The 15,026-nt window shown below is 63.0% G+C and carries 12 protein-coding genes; 8 read left to right on the plus strand and 4 right to left on the minus strand.

All coding sequences use genetic code 11. From position 1 onward, the window contains the following. Window positions 1-56 precede the first annotated feature (56 nt). Window positions 57-968 (plus strand): alpha/beta hydrolase family protein, encoded by a 912-nt coding sequence (locus LB518_RS08675; protein WP_224576042.1) that lies wholly within the window; start codon window positions 57-59, stop codon window positions 966-968. On the opposite strand, the gene LB518_RS08680 is transcribed toward LB518_RS08675, so the two are convergent. Together LB518_RS08680 and ypfJ are read right to left on the minus strand one after the other, a co-directional pair. Beyond that, window positions 962-1,606: a DUF1003 domain-containing protein gene (locus LB518_RS08680; protein ID WP_224576044.1), complete on the minus strand. Its 645-nt coding sequence runs from the start codon at window positions 1,604-1,606 to the stop codon at window positions 962-964. The two genes, LB518_RS08675 and LB518_RS08680, sit on opposite strands and share 7 nt — an antisense overlap. 5 nt (window positions 1,607-1,611) lie before the next feature. Next, window positions 1,612-2,541 carry a KPN_02809 family neutral zinc metallopeptidase gene (gene ypfJ / locus LB518_RS08685; protein WP_224576046.1) on the minus strand — a complete coding sequence of 310 codons (930 nt, stop codon included), beginning with the start codon at window positions 2,539-2,541 and terminating at the stop codon, window positions 1,612-1,614. A 229-nt stretch (window positions 2,542-2,770) separates the two neighbouring features. Between ypfJ and carB the strand changes: the two genes are divergently transcribed. From carB to aac(3), 3 genes are all read left to right on the plus strand, one after another. Further along, a complete protein-coding gene (gene carB, locus LB518_RS08690; RefSeq protein WP_224576061.1) occupies window positions 2,771-6,082 on the plus strand; it encodes a carbamoyl-phosphate synthase large subunit in 3,312 nt (1,103 codons plus the stop codon). Window positions 6,083-6,394: 312 nt separating this feature from the next. Further along, entirely contained in the window at window positions 6,395-6,868 is a 474-nt protein-coding gene (gene greA, locus LB518_RS08695) for a transcription elongation factor GreA (protein WP_073052337.1), read from the plus strand. Window positions 6,869-6,919: 51 nt separating this feature from the next. Beyond that, window positions 6,920-7,732 (plus strand): aminoglycoside 3-N-acetyltransferase, encoded by an 813-nt coding sequence (aac(3), locus tag LB518_RS08700; protein ID WP_224577093.1) that lies wholly within the window; start codon window positions 6,920-6,922, stop codon window positions 7,730-7,732. Here aac(3) and LB518_RS08705 read toward each other — a convergent pair. Then, entirely contained in the window at window positions 7,729-8,193 is a 465-nt protein-coding gene (locus tag LB518_RS08705) for an Lrp/AsnC family transcriptional regulator (RefSeq protein ID WP_224576063.1), read from the minus strand. The two genes, aac(3) and LB518_RS08705, sit on opposite strands and share 4 nt — an antisense overlap. A 230-nt stretch (window positions 8,194-8,423) precedes the next feature. On the opposite strand from LB518_RS08705, the gene trxB reads away from it, so the two are divergent. Beyond that, entirely contained in the window at window positions 8,424-9,392 is a 969-nt protein-coding gene (gene trxB / locus LB518_RS08710) for a thioredoxin-disulfide reductase (protein ID WP_224576065.1), read from the plus strand. A gap of 32 nt (window positions 9,393-9,424) precedes the next feature. Next, a complete protein-coding gene (locus LB518_RS08715) occupies window positions 9,425-10,315 on the plus strand; it encodes a LysR family transcriptional regulator (RefSeq protein WP_224576067.1) in 891 nt (296 codons plus the stop codon). A 495-nt stretch (window positions 10,316-10,810) separates the two neighbouring features. Here LB518_RS08715 and msrP read toward each other — a convergent pair whose 3' ends face one another. After that, complete coding sequence (gene msrP / locus LB518_RS08720) at window positions 10,811-11,767, minus strand: protein-methionine-sulfoxide reductase catalytic subunit MsrP (protein WP_224576068.1); 957 nt, start codon at window positions 11,765-11,767, stop codon at window positions 10,811-10,813. A 294-nt stretch (window positions 11,768-12,061) separates the two neighbouring features. Between msrP and LB518_RS08725 the strand changes: the two genes are divergently transcribed. Both LB518_RS08725 and LB518_RS08730 read left to right on the plus strand, forming a co-directional pair. Continuing rightward, window positions 12,062-13,756, plus strand: coding sequence for an ArnT family glycosyltransferase (locus tag LB518_RS08725; RefSeq protein WP_224576071.1), 1,695 nt, complete (start codon window positions 12,062-12,064; stop codon window positions 13,754-13,756). Beyond that, window positions 13,747-14,877: a glycosyltransferase gene (locus tag LB518_RS08730; RefSeq protein ID WP_224576073.1), complete on the plus strand. Its 1,131-nt coding sequence runs from the start codon at window positions 13,747-13,749 to the stop codon at window positions 14,875-14,877. The genes LB518_RS08725 and LB518_RS08730 overlap by 10 nt, the downstream gene beginning before the upstream one ends. Window positions 14,878-15,026 lie beyond the last annotated feature (149 nt).

Genomic DNA, 15,026 nt, shown 5'->3' on the forward strand with positions numbered 1-15,026 from the left:
CGCGAGGCGCTGCGGATGCGATCCTTGCTGGAAGCGACCCACCATCGGAACCCGCAATGCCGCTCTGCCACCGCCTCCGCGCGATCGCCACTCTCGTCCTCGCTGCATCCTTCGCCGCGTCGGCCGCGGTCGCCGCTCCGCTTCGCCTTCCGCCGCAGAAGGACCAGTTGTTCGCTTTTCCGGGCATTCTGCAGACGCAGAGTGACGGCGACTTCGTCGTCGTCGCCTATGACAAGCAGCGCGACATCCATGTCCGCGACGAGGTGCCGGAAAAGAAGGTGCAATGGAAATATGTCGATACGGGCGTGAACTGGCAGCAGCACCATGTCGACTACAAGGGCGGCGGCGGCCGTGCCTTGCGAACGGTGGTGGTCGGCCCGGCCGACAAGCCGGCGTCGATGATCGTCATTTTCCTGCACGGCCAGAACGGCACGCGCTTTCTCGGTGCCGACGACTGGAGCTTCGGCGGCAATTTCAACCGCATCAAGAACATGGTGGTCAAAGCCGGCGGCGTTTATCTCTCGCCTGATTTCACCGATTTCGGGGCCAAGGGCGCGGCCGACGTCAAGGCGCTGATGCTGCGCTACGCAGGCCTTTCGCCGGGCGCGCCCATATTCCTCGCCTGCGGCTCCTATGGCGGCAAGCTGTGCTGGGCGCTTGCCGACGACCCGCAGGCGGCCTCTCTGCTTTCGGGCATGCTGCTGATGGGCACGATGCCCGATGAAGGCTTCCTGTCGAGTGCCGCGCTGAAGGCAGGGCGCCCGATCCCGCTCTATTTCGGCCATGGCAGCGATGACAATGTCTTCGCCTGGCAGGATCAGGCCGGCTTTTTCGAGCAGATCCGCAACGCCTCGCCCGGCTATCCGTCTAAATTCGTGCTGTTCCAGACGGGCAGCCATGGCACGCCGATTCGGATGACCGACTGGCGCGCTACCATCAACTGGATGCTGTCGGTCGACGGCTACTGAGACTGTCCGTCGCCGGGACGCCCCTGGCGGGCCGGTTCAGGCGTCTCGGAGATGGCGCTGGAGGCAGCGCCTTCTGAAAGCAGCGCCTCGCGCTCACGATCCTCGGCCAGATGCACGCCGAGCGCCGCTTCGATGCGGGTGAGGATCGTCTTCAGCTCGTTGGAGCGCAGATGCTCGAGCTTCTCATGCAGCCCGGCGATCTCGATCTCCGAACGGAGATTGACTTCATAGTCGAGCTGCGCGGCCAGGCGGTCCTTATCGGCCTGCCGGTTCTGCGACATCATGATGATCGGCGCCTGGATCGCCGCCACCATCGACAGCACCAGGTTGAGAAAGATGTAGGGGTAGGAATCGAACGGTTTGCCCCATTCGACGAGCAGGAACGAGTTCAGCACGACCCAGCCGACGATGATCAGGCCAAACGCGATGATGAAGCCCCAGGAGCCGCCGACCGCCGCGACCTGATCCGACAGCCGTTCGCCGAAAGTCAGCTGCTGCTCGAATTCGCGATTGACGTTGCGCGTCACCGTCTGGCGGCGCGCCACCTGCTCCAGCAATTTGCGATCATGCGCGGAAAGGCTGGCCGTGCCGTTTGCGAGCAGGCGTTCGGCCAGCTCGCGGATCGCGAGATCGCTCATCGTTCCTAGATGTTACCCGAGAACGTGTCGCAGGACTTCATGTCGCCGGACTGGTAGCCGCGCTTGAACCAGGCGCTGCGCTGCGCCGAGGTGCCATGCGTGAAGCTGTCCGGCACGACATAGCCCTGGCTGCGCTTCTGGATCGTATCGTCGCCGATCTGGGTTGCCGCGTTCAGCGCCTCGTCGATATCGCCTTCTTCCAGCATGCCCTTCTGGTCTGTCTTGTTGGCCCAGATACCGGCATAGCAGTCGGCCTGCAGTTCAACGCGCACCGACATCTCGTTGGCTTCGGACCGGCTCGCCGACTGGCGCTGTCGGTTGAATTCGGGCAGCACGCCGATGAGATCCTGCACATGGTGGCCGACCTCATGCGCGATCACATAGGCCTGCGCGAAATCGCCCGGCGCGCCAAAGCGGCTCTTCAGCTCGTCATAGAAAGCGAGGTCGATATAGACCTTGCCGTCATTCGGGCAATAAAACGGCCCGGATGCAGCGTTCGCCTGGCCGCAGGCCGAGCCGATCCGGCCGCTGAACAGGACCAACGGCGTCGGCTTGTAGCTGCGATTGCTCGCGGCGAAGATATCGGTCCAGACGTCTTCCGTGCTGCCGAGCACCTTGGCGACGAAGGTCTTGCCGGCATCCGACGCGCCGCCATTTGTCGAAGTCTGCGAAGGGCTGGTCGGCGATGACGGCTGGGTGCTGTCGCTCTGGGTATAGCTGTCGCCCCCCGTCAGCATCGCCAGCATCTGCAGCGGATTGATGCCGAAGACGAAATAGCCGATGCCGATCAAGACGGCGATGGTGACGAGCGAGCCTCCGCGCAGCGGGATGCCCCGGCCCATGCCGGCCTGGCGATAACCGCCACCGCCAAGGCCGCCGCTGTCGCCGCGGCGATCCTCGACATTGCTGGATTCGCGCTGTCCGCCGAGCCGCATTTCGTTATCCCCCGATGCGCGGCACACGCCACGACCACTGTTCCGGCGGCGCCCTGCACGATGCAGGGTACTGCCGCTGCCCACAGCGCATCAAGCCCGTCACCGCAGCAAGGTTCCGGGGGTTCCCCCTCCCCGCCTTTTCCCCTATAAGCCCGCTCTAGCCTGAAAGACCTCAGCCAGGAACCCGAGCGGAACGCCGCGCCGGGTTTTTTGCCACGCGCGAGACGACATGCCGAAACGCACAGACATCAAGTCGATCCTCATCATCGGCGCCGGCCCGATCATCATCGGCCAGGCCTGCGAGTTCGACTATTCCGGAACGCAGGCCTGCAAGGCGCTCAAGGAGGAAGGCTACCGCATCATCCTGGTCAATTCGAATCCGGCCACGATCATGACGGATCCGGACCTGGCGCATGCGACCTATATCGAGCCGATCACGCCCGAGATCGTGGCGAAGATCATCGAGAAGGAGCGGCCCGACGCGCTGCTGCCGACCATGGGCGGCCAGACGGCGCTGAACACCGCTCTGTCGCTGAAGAAGATGGGCGTGCTCGAGAAGTTCGGCGTCGAGATGATCGGCGCCACGGCCGAGGCGATCGACAAGGCCGAGGACCGCGAACTCTTCCGCGACGCGATGACGAAGATCGGGCTGGAGACGCCGCGCTCGCGCCTCGCCCATTCGCTGACCGAAGCCCTGCCCGCCCTCGACGATATCGGCCTGCCCGCTATCATCCGCCCGTCCTTCACGCTGGGCGGCACCGGCGGCGGCATTGCCTATACGCGCGAGGAATTCATCGAGATCGTCGAGCGCGGCGTCGATGCCTCGCCGACCAATGAAGTCTTGATCGAGGAGAGCGTCCTCGGCTGGAAGGAGTATGAGATGGAGGTCGTCCGCGACAAGGCGGACAACTGCATCATCATCTGCTCGATCGAGAACATCGATCCGATGGGCGTCCATACCGGCGATTCGATCACCGTCGCGCCGGCGCTGACGCTCACCGACAAGGAATACCAGATCATGCGCGACGCGAGCCTCGCGGTCCTGCGCGAGATCGGCGTCGAGACCGGCGGCTCCAATGTGCAGTTCGCCGTCAATCCCGACGATGGCCGCCTGATCGTCATCGAAATGAACCCGCGTGTATCGCGCTCCTCGGCGCTCGCCTCCAAGGCGACCGGTTTCCCGATCGCCAAGGTCGCCGCGAAGCTCGCTGTCGGTTATCTGCTCGACGAGCTCGAAAACGACATCACCGGCGGCGCGACCCCGGCCTCCTTCGAGCCGACGATCGACTATGTCGTGACCAAGATCCCGCGCTTCGCCTTCGAGAAGTTCCCGGGCGCCTCGCCGGTCCTCACCACCGCCATGAAATCGGTCGGCGAGGTCATGGCCATCGGCCGCACCTTCCAGGAATCGCTGCAGAAGGCGCTGCGCGGCCTCGAAACGGGCCTTTCCGGGCTCGATGAGGCCGAGATCCCCGGCCTCGGCCAGGGCGACGACAAGAACGCCATCCGCGCCGCTCTCGGCACGCCGACGCCCGATCGCCTGCTGAAGGCCGCGCAGGCCATGCGGCTCGGCCTCTCCGTCGAGGAGATTCACGAGAGCTGCAAGATCGATCGCTGGTTCCTGCGCGAGATTCACGACATCGTCGAGACCGAGCGCAAGATCACGACGCACGGTCTGCCGAAGACGGCGCCGGCCTTAAGGCGGCTGAAGGCGATGGGCTTCTCGGACCAGCGCCTCGCCTCGCTGACCGGCAAGAACGAGGCCGACATCGCCGCCCTGCGGACGCGGCTCGACGTGCATCCGGTCTACAAGCGCATCGACACCTGCGCCGCCGAGTTCGCCTCGCCGACGCCCTACATGTACTCGACTTACGAGACGTCCTTTGCCGGTCATTTCGCCAGCGAGGCCGAACCTTCTGACGCGAAGAAGGTCATCATCCTCGGCGGCGGTCCGAACCGGATCGGCCAGGGTATCGAGTTCGACTATTGCTGCTGCCACGCTGCCTTCGCGCTCCGCGACGCGGGCTATGAAGCGATCATGGTCAACTGCAACCCGGAAACCGTCTCGACCGACTACGACACGTCGGACCGGCTCTATTTCGAGCCGCTGACCGCCGAGGACGTGCTGGAGATCATCCGCACAGAGACCTCGAACGGCACGTTGCACGGCGTCATCGTCCAGTTCGGCGGCCAGACGCCGCTGAAACTCGCCGCCGCCCTGGAAGCGGCTGGCGTGCCGATCCTCGGCACCTCGCCCGATGCGATCGACCTCGCCGAGGACCGTGACCGTTTCCAGAAGCTGCTGGTCAAGCTCGCCATCCGCCAGCCGAAGAACGGCATCGCCTATTCTGTCGAGCAGGCGCGCCTCGTCGTGTCCGATCTCGGCTATCCGCTCGTCGTCCGCCCGTCCTATGTGCTCGGCGGCCGCGCGATGCAGGTGATCCGCGAGGACGAGGCGCTCAGCGACTACCTCCTCGGCACGCTGCCGGAGCTGGTGCCCGCCGACGTCAAGGCGCGCTACCCGAACGACAAGACCGGCCAGATCAACACGCTGCTCGGCAAGAACCCGCTGCTGTTCGACCGCTACCTTTCCGACGCGATCGAGATCGATGTCGATGCGCTCTCGGACGGCAAGGACGTCTTCGTCGCCGGCATCATGGAGCATATCGAGGAGGCCGGTATCCACTCGGGCGATTCGGCCTGCTCGCTGCCGCCGCATTCGCTCGACGAGGCGACCCTGGCCGAACTCGAGGCGCAGACGAAGAAGCTGGCGCTCGCGCTCAAGGTCGGCGGCCTGATGAACGTCCAATATGCGATCAAGGACGGCGAGATCTATGTGCTCGAGGTTAATCCCCGCGCCTCGCGCACGGTGCCCTTCGTCGCCAAGACGATCGGCATTCCCGTCGCCAAGATCGCTTCACGGATCATGGCCGGCGAGAGCTTGGCGAGCTTTGGCCTGAAGGCCGAGAAGCACGACCATATCGCCGTCAAGGAAGCGGTGTTCCCGTTTGCCCGCTTCCCGGGCGTCGACACGCTGCTCGGCCCGGAGATGCGCTCGACCGGCGAGGTCATGGGCCTCGACCGGCACTACGAGGTCGCCTTCGCCAAGAGCCAGCTCGGCGCGGGCAATGCCCTGCCGATTTCGGGCACGGTGTTCGTCTCGATGCGCGACAGCGACAAGGAGGGCATCGTCGAATCGATGCGCCGCCTCGAAGCGCTCGGCTTCCGCATCATCGCGACCGGCGGCACGCAGCGCTTCCTCGCCGAGGCCGGCATTGCCTGTGCCAAGATCAACAAGGTGCTCGAAGGCCGTCCTCACATCGTCGACGCGATCAAGAATGGCGATGTACAGCTGGTGTTCAACACCACCGAGGGCGCGCGCGCCCTTGGCGACAGCCGCGCCATGCGCCGGGCCGCCCTGCAGCACAAGGTGCCCTACTACACAACGCTCGCTGGAGCGGTTGCCGCGTCGCAAGGCGTCGAGGCCTATGCGACGGGCGTGCTTGAAGTGCGCCCGCTGCAGTCCTACTTCGCGGCCTGATACTGTCGCGATCCGCAGTCGCGCTGGCTCACGCGAGCCGGCCGGCCCGCGGCCACGATTGGCACAACGCCGCCATTTGCTGGCGTTGTGCCTCTTGCACTCAGGGCGATGGTAGAGGACACTTGGGCGCTCGGGACTGCCACAGCAGCGCCCGGCCGGAGGTGTTCGCCCGCTTGAAGCGTCGGCGTTCGCTTCCTAAGTCGCAGTCGATGATCACGCCTGGGGATCGGCCCTTATCGGCCGGTGCTGGGAAATATTGTGCTCTCGCGGTGAGACCGCGGGCGCCAAGACGAAGAAAAGGCTTGGAACACCATGGAAAAGGTTCCGATGACGGCGCCGGGTCATGCCGCACTTGAGCGCGAGCTGAAGCGTCTGTCCTCCGAGGAACGCCCGCGCATCATCGCGGCGATCTCCGAGGCGCGCGCCCATGGCGATCTGTCCGAAAATGCGGAATATCACGCCGCGAAGGAAGCCCAGAGCCTCAATGAGGGCCGCATCGCGGAACTCGAGGACAAGCTGTCGCGCGCCGAAATCATCGATGTCGGCAAACTCTCCGGAAAGACGGTGAAGTTCGGCGCAACGGTGAAGCTGGTCGACGAGGACACCGAAGAAGAGAAGACCTACCAGATTGTCGGCGACCTCGAAGCCGACGTGAAGGCCGGCCGTATTTCGATTTCCTCGCCGATCTCGCGCGCCCTCATCGGCAAGTCCGTCGGCGACACAGTCGCCGTACAGGCGCCGGGTGGCGAGCGCTCCTACGAGATCCTCGAAGTCGGCTTCCGCTGAGATCTTCATCCGCTCCGGCCCACGGTCGGAGCGGATAACGACATGCCCGCCATGTCTGAAACGGCACCCCCTTTCCTGACCCGCGCTGATCTCGCCGCCGATTGCGGTCGCCTCGGCATTCGTAATGGCGACACGGTGATGGTTCATGCGGCAATGGGCCGTGTCGGACGCCTGCTGAATGGCCCCGACGCGCTTATTGGCGCTCTGCTCGACACGGTCGGCCCCGAAGGCACCATCCTCGCCTATGCGGATTGGGACGGCGCCTATGACGACTTGCTGGATGCGGACGGCTGCTTGCCCGAAGGCTGGCGGTCACATGTACCCCCCTTCGATCCGCTTCGCTCCCGCGCGATCCGGCAAAACGGCATCCTTCCGGAATTCCTGAGGACGACGCCCGGCGCTCTCCGCAGCGGCAATCCCGGCGCGTCGATTGTCGCGCTCGGCGCGCGCGCCGAGGAGCTCATCGCCGACCACCCGCTCGATTACGGCTATGGCGAGGGCTCGCCCTTCGCAAGGCTGGTCGAGGGCGGCGGCAAGGTGCTGAATGTCGGCGCGCCGCTCGATACCATGACGCTGCTGCACCATGCGGAGCATCTCGCCCGCCTCCCCAGCAAGCGCATCCGCCGCGTCGAGGTGCCCTTTGCCTCGCCGCACGGAACCATCTGGCGGATGATCAAGGAGTTCGACACCGGCGATCCGATCGTCGAGGCATTCGCGCCTGACTATTTCGCCGACATCGTTAGCGACTATCTTGCGACAGGCGCCGGATCGCGGGGCCAGATCGGCAACGCCTCAGCCATCCTCGTCGAAGCCGCACCGATCGTCGCATTCGCCGTTTCGTGGATGGAGCGTCGCGCCGGCTAGCCGATCGGCACCAGCGGCGCGTCCTTGATCCGGCGGATCGTCAGCGAGGTCTTGACGCTGGCGACATTGGCGGCCCCGGTCAGTTCCTCGATGAAGCCCTGAAAGGCCCGCAGCGTCGGCGCCACGCATTTCAGGATGAAATCGGCCTCGCCGGATAGCATGTAGCATTCGCGCACGACGGCCCAATCCTTGACGCGCAGCGCGAATGCATTGAGATCGGCCTCGGCCTGGCTCGAAAGCCCGACCATTGCGAACATCGTCACATCGAAGCCGAGCGCCTTCTCGTCGACCAGCGCACGATAGCCGGTGACGATGCCCGCCTCCTCCAGCGCGCGCATGCGGCGCAGGCAGGGCGGCGCCGAGATGCCGACCCGCCTGGCGAGTTCGACATTGGTGATGCGGCCATCGTCCTGCAATTCCTTGAGGATGTTCCAGTCGATGGCGTCGAGATTGGCCTTCACACGAGTGCCTCCGGCCGGAGCGAACCGCTGCGCGGCGACGCCGGCCCGCCGCTTTCTCCGATTCTCGCCGATTGCGCCATGATTCGGAAACAATTGTTCGCGAGAACGCACAGGATTGCATGGCTCGGCGCCTTGCATGCGCTGCGTTCAACCCTCTAGTGTCTGGGCTTGAACAGGAAAGGCCCTTCGGCCTTCACGAAACGGCCGCCCGTCACCATCTCAGGCGCATCATGCAACACGCCAAACTCATCATCATCGGTTCCGGCCCCGCCGGCTACACCGCCGCCATCTACGCCGCGCGCGCGATGCTGGAACCCCTGCTCATCGCCGGCGTCCAGCCCGGCGGCCAGCTCACCATCACGACCGATGTCGAGAATTATCCCGGCTTCGCCGATGTGATCCAGGGCCCCTGGCTCATGGAACAGATGCGCCTGCAGGCCGAGCATGTCGGCACGCGCATGGTGACCGACCACATCATCGAGGCGGATCTCTCGCGCCGCCCCTTCCTGCTCAAGGGCGATTCCGGCGAAATTTATACGGCCGACAGCCTGATCATCGCGACGGGCGCACAGGCGCGCTGGCTTGGCCTTGAAAGCGAGCAGCGCTTCAAGGGCTTCGGCGTCTCGGCCTGCGCCACCTGCGATGGCTTCTTCTATCGCGGCAAGGACGTCTATGTCGTCGGCGGCGGCAATACCGCCGTCGAGGAAGCGCTCTATCTCTCGCACATCGCCCGCAAGGTCACGATCATCCATCGGCGCGACCATTTCCGCGCCGAGCGTATCCTGCAGAACCGCCTGCTCGCCAAGGACAATGTCGAGGTGCTGTGGAATACCGTGATCGAGGAAGTGACCGGCAAGGCCGGCTTCCCGCCCTCCGTCACCGGTCTTCGCCTGAAGAATGTGGAGACGGGCACCGTCACCGAGCATGAGACCCATGGCGTCTTCATCGCCATCGGCCATGCGCCGGCCGTCGAGATCGTGCGTGATCAGCTTCAGCTGAAGGCATCAGGTTATATCTGGACGGCGCCTGACTCGACGGCGACCAGCGTCCCCGGCGTCTTCGCGGCCGGCGATGTCACCGACGAGACCTTCCGCCAGGCGGTGACCGCCGCCGGCCAAGGCTGCATGGCCGCGCTCGAAGCCGAGCGCTGGGTCGCCGAGAACCCCGTCGCCGACATGACAGCCGTCGCGGCCGAATAGAGCAAGGAGGCCGCCGGGGGGCGGGCCGCATCATGGACTGGGACAAGCTCCGGATCTTCCACGCGGCCGCACAGGCAGGCTCATTCACTCATGCCGGCGAGACGCTCGGCATGAGCCAGTCGGCGGTCAGCCGCCAGGTCAGCGCGCTCGAGCAGGATCTCGGCGTGCCGCTCTTCCATCGCCATGCCCGCGGGCTCATCTTGTCCGAACAGGGCGAACTGCTCTATCGCACATCGCAGGATGTGATGATGAAGCTCGAAGGCGTCCGCATCCGCCTGACGGATTCGCGCGAGAAGCCGACCGGCACGCTGCGCATTACGACGACGGTCGCTCTCGGCTCGACATGGCTTACCGAGCGCCTCAACGAATTCGTCGATCTGCATCCGCAAGTGAACCTGCATCTGATCCTCGATGATCAGGAGCTGGATCTCACCATGCGGCAGGCGGATGTCGCGATCCGCCTGCGCCAGCCCGTGCAGCCGGACCTGATCCAGCGCCGGCTGTTCACGACGCACTACCATGTCTATGCCGCACCGGCCTATGTCGAGCGCTTCGGCAAGCCCGAGTCGCTCGACGACCTCGACCACCACCGCATCGTCACCTTCGGCGTGCCGGTCCCGCCCAATATTCGCGATGTGAACTGGCTCGAGATCGCTGGCCGCTCGACCGACAATCCGCGCGAGCCGATCGTCCGCATCAACAATATCTACGCTATCAAGGCGGCGGTGGAGCGCGGCACCGGCATCGCGATTCTGCCCGACTACATGATCGAGGCTGAATCGGCGCTGGTGAAGCTGATGCCGGAAGCGCAGGTGCCGAGCTTCCCGACCTATTTCTGCTATCCCGCGGAATTGAAGAATTCGGCCCGCGTCACGGCCTTTCGTGACTTCATGCTGGCCAAGGCGCAGAACTGGCAGTTCTGAAGGCAGGCCGAAATTCAGCTCATTCTTTGGGCAAGCCTGCATGCATATTGCTGCGTTGCAGAAATTCCTGGCTCACCCATTCCAATTTTCTGGCGCCAGCGCGCAATCCCGTTCCCAAAGATGCGCCAGACAGGAATTTCTGACCAGAATTCCGCTCTTCACAGAAACTTGATACTGTTCTGCCGGAAATGCATAGCTGCGATGCATTCCTGCTGGTTGTTTGGGCAGGCTGACCGTTCCATATACACGTCAGTTGATGCGTTGCCGGTGGCTTTCTCCTCCCTGCCACCTGTGGACCTCAACTGTTCCCTCTGGAAGGTGTTTGCTGCGCATTTCCCTGCCGCAGCAACAAAGACTTAGCCGGGCCTCGCAAGAGCGCCCGGCCTTTTCTTTTCGCGCCGCACCTAGCCTGTTGCGTCGCAGAATCACCGGGTCGAGCGGGGCCGATGTCGATCGTGAACCCCGCCCCCGAAACGACCCCCGCCTCTCGCCTGCTCACATATAGAGCGGCTCGTTTTCCATGCCCTTGTAGAGGCCGGCCACGAAGTCGCCATAGCCGTTGAACAGCTTGGTCGGAATGCGGTCATTGGTGCCGATGACCGTCTCGGTCGCCTGGCTCCAGCGCGGATGCGGCACCTCGGGGTTCACGTTGGCCCAGAAGCCATATTCCGAGGATTGAAGCTGCTGCCAGAAGTTGAGCGGCTGCTCCTCGACGAACGAGATCTTGACGATCGACTTGACGCTCTTGAAGCCATATTTCCAGGGCGTGTGCAGGCGGATCGGTGCGCCCATCTGCTTCGGCAGCGGCTTGCCATAAGCGCCGGTGACCACGAACGCGAGCTCGTTGGTCGCCTCGGCCATCGTCAGCCCCTCGACATAGGGCCATGGATAGAACGGCTGATTCTGCCCTGGCGCCATGTCGGCATTCATGAAGGTCTCCATGCGCACATATTTCGCGCCGGAGAGCGGCTTGGCATAGGCGACGAGCGCGGCGAGCGGGAAGCCGGTCCAGGGAACGGTCATCGACCAGGCCTCGACGCACCGATGGCGATAGAGCCGCTCCTCCAGCGTCATCGCCTTCAGAAGATCGTCAATGTCGACCGTCTTTGGCGTTTCGACGAGACCATCGAACTGCACCGTCCATGGCCGCGTCTTCAGCTGCTGCGCAGCATCGGCGAGGTCCTTGTCGGTGCTATACTCATAGAAATTGTTGTAGTGGAGGTTGATGTCCTCCGGCGTGACGGGGCGCTCGATCGTGAACTTGTCGTTGCGCTTCGCCGGATAGAGGCCGGCGCTCGGGTCGGCATCTTCGGCACGCGCGCCCCGCGGCAGCGCCGCCGCCATCAGCCCGAAGCCGCCAGCCGCAAGGATCGCACGCCGATTGAAGAACAACGCCTCCGGCGTCGCCTCCCGCTCGGATATCTCCCAGCCCCGAAGGCGTTTGATCAGCATAGTGCGTATTCCCCTGTGATTCGGCCGATAAGGCGAAATCTAGTTTCAACGTCGACCATTCCAAGCAACATGGACGTCACGTCACCGCAAGATGTCGTGATGAGACGGGCCCGTTCATTGGGCTCGAGCAAAGGAGCGACGAAAGGAATGTGTTGACGTCTCGGCGAAGCCCGGCGAAGGCATGGGCTGACGGACTTTACGAATTCCCGTCACACGTGCATGATTTTTATCGGACTCCGGGTTCGTCGCGCATATAAGAACAGAGTGATTTAAAGCTTGTTTACGAGAAGTTCGTTGAATAATAATAGAAATTCACTACTGCTGATTTGCGCCGCCCTCATCTCTTTGGCATTCATAGCAGTAAACGTCGAATGGATCCTACAATCCAGAATTGATCAAATAAATGACATTGACGAGGCTGGATATCTGTCCATAGCTTTGCTGGATTACTATGCGTGGCTCTCAGGCGGGCCGCTGGCATGGCTTCAGAAGATCGTGGAGCCATCCATCCAGTCTCCAATGACGACTGCCGCAGCTTCCATTCTGTTTCTTTTATTTCGACCGACGACGTTCTTTGGGTACATCGTTCCGATATTGTTTGGCGCGCTTTCTGTCTTCGTCTCTTATTTTTTGGCCAGACGGATTGCGGGTGAGAGATTTGCCCTCCTCACGACGGTCGTAGTCGCTACGTCACCGACTATCATCGCCTATAGTCGGACTTTTAACTTCGCCATGGCCGCGACGTTCTGTACGACGGCAGCCATGTTGTGCCTCGTCTCCTCTCAGCAGATGCGATCACTCCGCTGGTCAATCGCGCTCGGCTTCTTCGTCGGCCTGATGGTCATCGCCCGCACCGTCACCATCGCCTTCTATCCCGCCGTCATGCTGGCCGTGCTCTGGTGCGTTTTCTCCAGGAGAGAAAGACTGGGGGCAGCATTCCTCAATGCCGTCATCGCCGGAATCGTTGCCTTGATAACGGCGGCCAGCTGGCTCGCATTCACGTGGCGTCCGGTCTTCGAGTATCTGACGAGGTTTGGCTATGGCGATAAGGCCACCAGTTACGGTCCCGCTGCATTCTGGCAGAGCGTTCAAACCACTCTGCAATATATGGCCATCTATTTTCAGCTTTTTCAGACGCTTCTGATCCTCGCAGGTGTTCTCGCGCTCATGATCGCGACGCTGGTCGCCTTTTACTGGAATGGATGGCACAAAACATCGGCAGCAATCCTCTCGTCTCCGATCGCCCCTCTCAGTATTTTCGTCGCTGTTTCCACGGCTGCGTTGATGAGCTCATCGAACAAGGGCACGGGATTTTCGGCTCCATTGGCGCCCGCGCTCCTTATCATAGCTATCTATGGATTCCGTCAGCTCATCCCGGCCCCTACACTGCGTGGCGCCGGCGCGGCCGCACTGGCGCTGGCCTCGGCCTTTGCCGCCTTTCCATTGGTGAGCATGGCCGCGCCATTCTACCGCCATTCCCAGATCGAACTGCCAGTGTTCGGCTGGATTCCCGCGCTCTCATCGCGCGGGCCAATTCATTGGTACCTCAAGGAGGGCGGTCTCGGGGATCCTGAAGATCCGACGATCGTCCCCGAGGAGATGTCGCGGCAATGGTACGAGGCAGGAAGGACGATATACAATCGCATCAAGGACAAGACCCGTCCCGATCGGGTGGTCATGCTCGGTTTTCGCACCTATCCGCTGAATGGCAATACACTGACGATGTTCAACAGGCTCGACTCTGCTGATCCCCTCCCGATTGACAACGATCTTCCGTTTCCGGGAACGGTGGCGGATTATGATAAGTGGATCAAAGCCCGTGCAACCTGCGTTCTCCTTTCTGCGGACGGGACAAATGGCGACATTCCGCCACCGGTAAATACCCCCGCGCTGGAGGAAGCCGCGCGGGAAGCCGGCTTCACTGTCTTTGATTCCGTCTTCGTGCCCAATGGAAGAGAGATAAAGCTTTGGTCGAGACCATGCAGCTAGACCCGGCCGCGACCGCGCCGTCCGACGAATATGCGGCGCCGGAACTCGCCGTCATCGTTCCTTCGTTCAATGAGCGGGACAATATCGGCTCATTGTATGAAAAGGTCTCGTCGGCGCTCTCGGGCACCCCGTTCGAATTCATCGTTGTCGACGACAACAGCCCTGACGGCACCGCCGAAGTCACGAAGGAGCTGTCGCGTCAGCACGCCAATATCCGCTGCATTCGCCGGTTCGGCAGGCGCGGACTGTCGTCAGCCTGCATCGAAGGCATGGCGTCGACGGCCGCGCCCTATGTCGCGGTCATCGATGCCGATCATCAGCATGACGAGCGCATCCTGCCGGAAATGCTGGCGGCGGCGAAGGCCGGTGCCGACATCGCCATCGGCTCGCGCTTTGTCGACGATGGTTCGGTCGGCAAGGGGCTCTCCTCCACCCGGCTGAAGGGCAGCGAGTTCGCAACCAGGCTGGCGAGCTTCATCGTCGGCCGGGACATTTCGGATCCGATGAGCGGCTTCTTCCTGATGCCGCGCCGAAAGTTCGAGGAGGTCGCGCCTTTTCTCAATCGGGACGGATTCAAGATCCTGCTCGACATCCTCGCGACTTCGGCGCGTCACGGAGCACCGCTTTCCGTGCGGGAGATCGGCTATTCGTTCCGGGAAAGGAATGCCGGCGAGAGCAAGATGAGCTCGATCATCGTCGTGCAGTTCCTCGGCCTGTGGCTGTCGCAGCTAACCAATGGCCGGCTGCCGATGAGCTTCCTGCTCTTCGCAATGGTCGGCATCAGCGGACTGCTGGTCCACCTCGCTGTGCTGTGGCTCGCCAATATCGTCCTCGCCGTCGGCTTCGTCGCATCGCAGATCGTGGCAACGCTCTCGGCCATGGTGTGGAACTTCTTCCTAAACAATACGCTGACCTATGCCGACAGGAAGCTGAAGGGCCGCAAGATGCTCATCGGCCTCGTGGAGTTCATCGCCATCTGCTCGGTCGGCGGCATTGCCAGCGTCTCGGTCGCCAGCAACATCTACGCGTCGGAGCCGCAGCCTCTCGTCGCAGGCGTCGCCGGAGCACTCATGAGCGCCGTCTTCAACTATTGCGTGACGCGCGCCTACACCTGGAAATAGGCAGCTTCACCAGCCCCTGACGACGCGAAGCCCGGCTCCCGATTGGCCGGGTGCGCGAACGAGCGGCCGTGCGCTTCGTCCTTGCCATGAGCCACGACGGAGACTAGGTTCCGCGCCGCCTCAACCCTTTGAACAGCCTCGCTGGAGCC

The organism is Mesorhizobium sp. BR1-1-16 (assembly GCF_020165495.1).
In the GTDB taxonomy this organism is placed as follows: Bacteria; Pseudomonadota; Alphaproteobacteria; order Rhizobiales; family Kaistiaceae; genus Kaistia.

Bases quoted from the DNA above. Each gene is read 5' to 3' on its own strand.
- LB518_RS08715 (WP_224576067.1), top strand. From the start codon at position 9,425: ATGGACTGGGACAAGCTCCGGATCTTCCACGCGGCCGCACAGGCAGGC.
- LB518_RS08730 (WP_224576073.1), top strand. From the start codon at position 13,747: ATGCAGCTAGACCCGGCCGCGACCGCGCCGTCCGACGAATATGCGGCG.
- LB518_RS08675 (WP_224576042.1), top strand. From the start codon at position 57: ATGCCGCTCTGCCACCGCCTCCGCGCGATCGCCACTCTCGTCCTCGCT.
- LB518_RS08680 (WP_224576044.1), bottom strand. From the start codon at position 1,606: ATGAGCGATCTCGCGATCCGCGAGCTGGCCGAACGCCTGCTCGCAAAC.
- trxB (WP_224576065.1), top strand. From the start codon at position 8,424: ATGCAACACGCCAAACTCATCATCATCGGTTCCGGCCCCGCCGGCTAC.
- ypfJ (WP_224576046.1), bottom strand. From the start codon at position 2,541: ATGCGGCTCGGCGGACAGCGCGAATCCAGCAATGTCGAGGATCGCCGC.
- carB (WP_224576061.1), top strand. From the start codon at position 2,771: ATGCCGAAACGCACAGACATCAAGTCGATCCTCATCATCGGCGCCGGC.
- greA (WP_073052337.1), top strand. From the start codon at position 6,395: ATGGAAAAGGTTCCGATGACGGCGCCGGGTCATGCCGCACTTGAGCGC.
- msrP (WP_224576068.1), bottom strand. From the start codon at position 11,767: ATGCTGATCAAACGCCTTCGGGGCTGGGAGATATCCGAGCGGGAGGCG.